Source organism: Bradyrhizobium sp., from assembly GCF_019242285.1.
Taxonomy (GTDB): Bacteria; Pseudomonadota; Alphaproteobacteria; order Rhizobiales; family Xanthobacteraceae; genus Bradyrhizobium.
In genome coordinates this window covers 1-4,742 of the sequence record NZ_JAFAVV010000306.1, presented here as the reverse complement: position 1 = coordinate 4,742, position 4,742 = coordinate 1, and the positions used below count along the sequence as shown (strand labels likewise).

Annotated in this window: 4 protein-coding genes; 2 read left to right on the top strand and 2 right to left on the bottom strand. The window is 60.8% G+C overall.

Annotated elements, in window-relative coordinates; genetic code table 11:
* On the top strand, nucleotides 1-1,756 hold a 1,756-nt coding region (locus JOY90_RS12065; RefSeq protein WP_291691365.1), incomplete at its 5' end, for an AAA family ATPase.
* The gene (locus tag JOY90_RS12060; protein WP_291691364.1) at nucleotides 1,753-3,639 is read left to right on the top strand and encodes a UvrD-helicase domain-containing protein; all 1,887 of its coding nucleotides are present in this window, start codon (nucleotides 1,753-1,755) and stop codon (nucleotides 3,637-3,639) included. The genes JOY90_RS12065 and JOY90_RS12060, both read left to right, overlap by 4 nt.
* A gap of 186 nt (nucleotides 3,640-3,825) precedes the next feature.
* Here the strand turns inward: JOY90_RS12060 and JOY90_RS12055 are convergent, their stop codons facing one another.
* Nucleotides 3,826-4,494, bottom strand: a complete 669-nt coding sequence (locus JOY90_RS12055; protein WP_291691363.1) for an amino acid ABC transporter permease — start codon at nucleotides 4,492-4,494, stop codon at nucleotides 3,826-3,828.
* An 18-nt stretch (nucleotides 4,495-4,512) separates the two neighbouring features.
* Nucleotides 4,513-4,742, bottom strand: a 230-nt coding sequence (locus JOY90_RS12050) for an FAD-binding oxidoreductase (protein ID WP_291691362.1), incomplete at its 5' end; no start/stop codon positions are given.

Here is a 4,742-nt window from a genome sequence, read left to right as displayed (position 1 = left end):
CCGAGGCCAGTTCGATGACAATTTCGAGCCTATCGGCGAGGTCGCACCGCAACCATTTGATCGCGAGCAAGGCCGGCAGGGCAAGGATGTGTTGGCCTCTCTCATCAAGGTCGACATGCTCTATGCTCAGCGGCACCTGTCAGACACAGCCGGCGGAGCTCGTGCTGAAGACCTGACCAAACGGATCAGCCGCATCTACGCAACCGGAGCGAACGAGCGCGGAAATCATCCCGACGCTCTGTTGGCGCTAATGGACGCCGAACAGGCCTTCAACAAGCACCTCAAAGACATCTTCGAGCCCTTTCTCGCGCAGGTCGGACAGATGGGCTATCCGGGCGTCGCCAACCCCCGCCTCCTTATCAAGTCGTCCCTTAATCCGATGACGGTCCTGCAGGCTGCAGACGGCGCCCAGGTGCATTATTCGCTCGCCGAGACAGCCGGCGACGTGCAACTGACCCTTCCGGACCGCTATAATGGCCTAGGCTATAAGAACCTCATCTACATGGTGATCGAGCTCTTCGACCTCCACTCGAGGTGGCTCAAGGTCGAGGACAATCGACCGTTGCTGCACCTCATCTTCATCGAGGAGCCGGAGGCCCACCTCCACATGCAGTTGCAGCAGGTCTTCATTCACAAGGTTCTGGAGATCGTTACAGTCGAAGGAGAGGATGCGGAATTCGCGACGAGCCAGGTGGTGGTGACGACGCACTCCTCGCACATCGTTTACGAACGCGGCTTTATCCCCATTCGCTACTTCCGGCGTTCTGGTGACGGAGTCGGGCAGCAATCAGAGGTACTGAACCTCTCTCTCTATTATCAGCAGCTCGAACCGCCCCTGGACGAGTTCTTGGTTCGCTACATGAAGCTGACCCACTGCGACCTGTTCTTCGCCGACGCCGCGGTCCTGGTAGAGGGTAACGTCGAGCGGCTCCTACTGCCGGAAATGATCGCCATCGCGGCGCCCCGCCTCAAATCCGCCTATCTAAGCGTCCTCGAAGTCGGCGGCGCTTACGCCCACATCTTCCGCAAGCTGATCGAGTTTATCGGCATCACCACGCTGGTGATCACCGACATCGATAGCGTTTTCGGCCCGGCGAATGCGGCAGCGGACGCTGAGCTAGCTGCCGAGGTGGTCGCAGCGCCGGGGGATGACGACGAAGACGAGGCGGCCGAAACCAAACCCGGCCACGCCTGCGTTGTCGCTACGCCTGGGGCCGTCACCTCAAACCAGACGCTCATCGAATGGCTCCCGGCCAAGCGCAACATCGCGGACTTGCTGGACGCCACACCCGAACAGCGAACGCAGAACGATGCGCATGTCCGAGTCGTCTATCAAAGCTCGGTCGACCTTACGTCAAATGGCGAGACCAAGGCTGTGGTGGGACGGACCCTTGAAGAGGCATTCGCCCTTGAGAATTTCGCGTGGTCCCAGGCTGTGGAACGGAAAGCCTTGAACCTACGATTCAAGGGACACGCGGGCCAGACCGTCGACCAGATCGCATTGCGGGTCCACAAACGCGTCACTTCCTCGAACTTCAAGAAGACCAGCTTCGCTTTGGGCCTACTACAGCAGGAGCGGGACGCCTGGAAGGTGCCGCGCTACATTCGGGAGGGGCTGGAATGGCTCGAGGAGTTGGCGGCTCCGCTCCCGCCGGCGCCTGCACCCAACCCAGTGTTGGTCGTGCAGCTCGGCGCGGACACGGAGGTGGTCGGCGAAGGAGCGCCTGTGGCACCGACAGAAGGCGAAGCAAATTGACAATTCGCGTCAATCAGCCCGACACCCCGGCCGACGAGCAACTGCGGCAGTGCCTCGACCATGCACCGACCAACAGCTTCATCATGAAGGCGGGCGCCGGATCGGGAAAGACGACGTCCCTGGTCAAGGCGCTCGCGCACCTAGCAAGGCTCCGCGGCCCTCGTCTTCGCCAGAAAGGTCAACAGATCGCCTGCATCACCTACACCGAAGTCGCGGTGGGAGAAATCTGGGGCGATGTCAGCAATGCGCCGCTCTTTCACGTCTCGACCATCCATAGCTTCCTGTGGAACATCGTCCGGCCGTTCACCAACGACATCCGCGAATGGGTCCGTGAGCGCATCAACGAGAAGATCGGCGATTCCAAGGAAAGGTTGGCGAAGCCGAGAACTCAGGCGGCGACAAAGCTGAGGCTCGAGGCGGACCTGCTCCGCTACGACCAGCAACTCGAGACCATAAAGACCGTCAAGCACTTCACTTACGGCATCGGCAGCAACTACTCAGAGGGCGTACTCGGGCATGACGACGTCCTGAGGATCGGCCCGGCGCTGATCAACGAGAGCATCCTGATGCGTCGGCTCGTCGCGGACCGCTTCCCATATCTTTTTGTCGACGAGAGCCAAGACACCGATCCGAAGGTTGTCGAAGCCTTTCGAAACATCGCCGTCGAGCATGCCGGCCGGTTTTGCCTCGGGTTCTTTGGCGACCCCATGCAGAAGATCTACCTTGCGGGCGTCGGCGCGATCGAAAAGGAAGGCGGGTGGGAGTCGATTACCAAGCCCGAGAACTTTCGTTGTCCGCGCCTCGTCCTGGACGTCGTCAACAAGATCAGGGCCAAAGGAGACGGCCTTGAGCAGACGCGCGGCAAGATGATCGAAGTGAACGGCGAGTTCGTCTCGGCGCCGGGTACCGCAAGGATCTTCGTCCTGCCGGCCGACAATACCCGCAGCGGCAACCTGAACCGCGTCCGCCAATGGCTCAGCGAGCGGAATGACGACCAGAAATGGCTCGACGATTCCATTGAGGGGGTCAAGGTCATGGTTCTCGTTCACCGCATGGCTGCACAGAACATGGGTTTCCCCGACATCTATGCCGCTCTCAACGACCACGGCTCAAGCACCCTTAAGGACGGTCTGCTCGATGGATCCGCGTGGGTGCTGCGCCCCTTTATGCACTATGTACTGCCAATTGTCAGGGCGATAAGGACCAGCGAAAACTTCGCCGCCTTGAGATTGCTGCGTACCACGGCACCAGCGCTGCAGGCGGACAACCTCAAGCCCGATACCGCCCGTCAGATTCTCGATAAACTGAAAGCCGACCTCGACAATCTTGTCGCTCTGTTCGACAACCCCAACACTACCACCCGCGATGTTCTGACTCTGCTCAATAGTCGAAACCTCTATCCGATCGACGAACGCCTCAAGTCTCGCCTCGAAGGCCTGCCTCCAGCCGCCCCGGCCGGCGAGGGAGCGGACGACGACGCAGCAGTGATCGCCTTCTTCGCCTGTAAGGCGAGCCAGATGTGGAACTACGAAAACTATGTGCTGAGGCAGTCGCCCTTCGACACACACCAAGGTGTCAAAGGCGCCGAGTTCGATCGGGTCATCGTCGTGCTCGACGATGAGGAAGCCAAGTACAATCTATTCTCTTACGGAAAATTCTTCGGCATTACGCCGCTCTCTGACACCGACAAGGCTAACAGCGCCGCAGGCAACGAAACCGTTCTCGATCGCACGACACGCCTGTTCTATGTGTGCTGCTCCCGAGCCGTCAGAGACCTGGCGGTCGTCTTCTATGTGCCGGAAGACCAAGTCGTGACAGCGGTGGAGAAGGCCAAGGAATTCTTTCGAGCACAGGACATTTTCACGGCGGCCGACCTGTCCTAGGTAGCAACAACCAGCTTAGGCCGAACTATCGTCGATGACCGCTTCGGGCCACGAGCGACGATTGGAAGGCAGCCCGTCAGTTCCGGTCTGCCCGGAAAAAACAGACCATTTCAAAGCGGCATCTCAGGTATTCCATCCTATTGCGAATATTCTTTGGTTCAACGCGATGCCGATTGACCGGACCCTTCACGCCTTGTCGTAGCTCATGCCGCGCTCGAACCTGCGCCCGATCAGCGTTGCCGGAAACAGGATGGCAAAATAGATCAGCGCCACGACAGTATAGACCTCCAGCGGGCGGTAGGTGTCGGCGTTGATCAGGGTGGCATTGTAGACGAGGTCCGGCACCGCGATGACCGACACCAGCGAGGTGTTCTTGAGTTGCGTCACCGACTGGTTGACGTAGGGCGCCATCATCGGCTTCAGCGCCTGCGGCAGGATCACGAGCCGCATCATGCGCCAGCCGCGAAAGCCCAGCGCCCGCGCCGCGTCCCATTGCCCGCGCGGCACGCTCTCGATCGCGCCGCGCACGATCTCGGCGTAGAACGCGCCGCCATAGAGCGTGAGCACGCTGACGGCAGCGACATGAGCCGGGATGTTGACCCCGATCACCACCGGAAAGGCGTAGTAGAACCAGATGATCTGCACCAATAGCGGCGTGCAGCGGAACAGCTCGATATAGGCGAGCAGCAGCCAGTCGATCACGGGAATGCGGCCGAGGCGCAGGATGCCGACGATCAGCCCGAGCAGCGTGCCGAGCAGGATGGTGCCGACGGTATAGGCCACGGTCCAGCCGAGCCCGAGCCAGAACAGGTGGCTGTACTTGCCGAGGATCGAGAAGTCCCAGACGTAATGCATCCCTTGATCCCGCGGACGTCAGAGATAGCGGCTGGGCGCAAAGGCCGTGGCGTCGAACGGAGGTGGCGCCCCGGCGATCATGGCGGCAATCGCCTCGCCCGTCGCCGGTCCCGTGGTGAAGCCGATGTGCTGGTTGCCGAAAGCGAGCCACAGACCGGGATGCCGCGGCGCCGGCCCGATCATTGGCAGGCTGTCGGGCAGGGTCGGGCGCGCGCCGCGCCAGACCTCGCCGACCGGCTCGCCGAATT

Coding starts and splice junctions, on each gene's coding strand:
- JOY90_RS12055 (WP_291691363.1), bottom strand. CDS start 4,494: ATGCATTACGTCTGGGACTTCTCGATCCTCGGCAAGTACAGCCACCTG.